Origin of the sequence: Piscirickettsia salmonis LF-89 = ATCC VR-1361, from assembly GCF_000297215.2 — a bacterium.
In the GTDB taxonomy this organism is placed as follows: domain Bacteria; phylum Pseudomonadota; class Gammaproteobacteria; order Piscirickettsiales; family Piscirickettsiaceae; genus Piscirickettsia; species Piscirickettsia salmonis.
This window is the reverse complement of sequence record NZ_AMFF02000156.1, coordinates 1-1,500: the sequence shown is the minus strand read 5'-3', so window position 1 is coordinate 1,500 and position 1,500 is coordinate 1. Positions and strand designations below refer to the sequence as shown.

At 35.7% G+C, this 1,500-nt stretch carries 3 protein-coding genes; 1 reads left to right on the top strand and 2 read right to left on the bottom strand.

The annotated features are described in order from the left end of the window. Together C200_RS12580 and yidD are read right to left on the bottom strand one after the other, a co-directional pair. On the bottom strand, positions 1-212 hold a 212-nt coding region (locus tag C200_RS12580; protein WP_016212351.1), incomplete at its 3' end, for an IS3 family transposase. A gap of 217 nt (positions 213-429) precedes the next feature. Further along, entirely contained in the window at positions 430-669 is a 240-nt protein-coding gene (gene yidD, locus C200_RS12575; RefSeq protein WP_032126997.1) for a membrane protein insertion efficiency factor YidD, read from the bottom strand. A 336-nt stretch (positions 670-1,005) separates the two neighbouring features. Between yidD and hpf the strand changes: the two genes are divergently transcribed. Next, positions 1,006-1,338, top strand: a complete 333-nt coding sequence (gene hpf, locus C200_RS12570) for a ribosome hibernation-promoting factor, HPF/YfiA family (RefSeq protein ID WP_016212350.1) — start codon at positions 1,006-1,008, stop codon at positions 1,336-1,338. The last annotated feature ends 162 nt before the right edge of the window (positions 1,339-1,500 follow it).

The following is a 1,500-nucleotide window of genomic DNA, read 5'->3' as shown; positions in this document are numbered from 1 at the left end:
GTTTTAATTTCATCCTTAAACTCCGCCACAGCGCTATCGATATTAAAAGCCAGGCTTGCATTTGCTAAAAACACCTTTTTCCAGTTTTGAACAGTTTTAGGGACTAGTTCATATTTCGAACATATTTGGTTGAGCGTCTGATCTCCTTCGATGACCTCTAAGACAACTTTAGTTTTAAATTCAGCGCTTGGCTTCTTTCTTTTTTGACTCATGTCATAGCTCCTAAAATGTTAAACATCATTTTAACCTTTCAGGAATAAATTGTTAAACTATTCTGTCTGAAAAATCGGGAGCATTATACCTTTAGCATCGCAGCTTGTACAGACGCTTTATACATTACAGCCAGAGCAGAGCTCGTTGAATTAACAGATAAGCTATCCACTATATTCACTCCCATAAATTATAAATACGGGCTATGACTATATCGGCTTATTTTTCACAGGATTTAGTCGCTTTTTCAGGAACAGGGTCAATCCCGCCCTCACACCCCGGATGGCAACGCAGTAAACGCTTGACTGTCAAGGCTATTCCACGAAAAAAACCATGAGTTTGTATTGCTTCAATCGCATAATGAGAACATGAAGGATAAAAACGACAGCGAGGCCCCAATAAAGGACTGATTATCAATTGATACAATCGTATCAACAGTGTTAAAAGTAGTGAAAACATTTTAAAATCAAACCATTATTTTATTTGGCTTTATTTTACTTGATTCTTTCTCATGGATAAAAGCCACAAAAGATCCTGTTACCGAATCCAAATTATACACTCTTTAATTTAAATAGCACTGAATGCCACATTAATAATTGCCAGTTACCGTATACTAAACGCCTAAGCTAATAGCCCAACAACCGCCTTAATGTAATCATAGTTTTATAACTTATTAACTACCGCTTTTATTTATCAATATTAATTTACACTTCCCTCTTGAAATTTAATAAAAAAAGCCATAGCTTAGTACTGTAGACGGTAATTAGCTCAATCAACTGCATGCAGGAGTTTTATATGCAAGTTACAGTAACAGGTCATCATATTCCTCTATCTCATTCTTTACGTAATTTTACTAAACAAAAGCTCGGTAAATTATCACAGCATTCTGAAGAAATTTTGCATGCTGATGTCGTGCTTACCCATCAGTCTGGGCGGAATAAAGCAGAGGTTAAGGTTGCAATTCCAGGGCATAATTTAGTATCTCACGCCAACGGCCGTGATATGTACCATATTTTAAGCTTAGCAATCAGTAAAGTAACTAAACAGCTAGTCAAAGTAAAAGAAAAACGCACAACACGCCGTACTCAGGCGCATACTATTACAACAGAAGACTCAGAGCAAAGTTAACAGTTCTTAAAAATTATTTATAAATTTTAAGGTGATGTATCTTATTGATTGCTATGGTACAATTCGAAGCAAGTTAACAATAATTTAGAGATTTATCCATGCCTCATATCGAAGTCAATTGCCCACAATGCAGTGAGAATGATGTCATTAAATTTGGCAGGA

Bases quoted from the DNA above. Each gene is read 5' to 3' on its own strand.
- hpf (WP_016212350.1), top strand. From the start codon at position 1,006: ATGCAAGTTACAGTAACAGGTCATCATATTCCTCTATCTCATTCTTTA.
- yidD (WP_032126997.1), bottom strand. From the start codon at position 669: ATGTTTTCACTACTTTTAACACTGTTGATACGATTGTATCAATTGATA.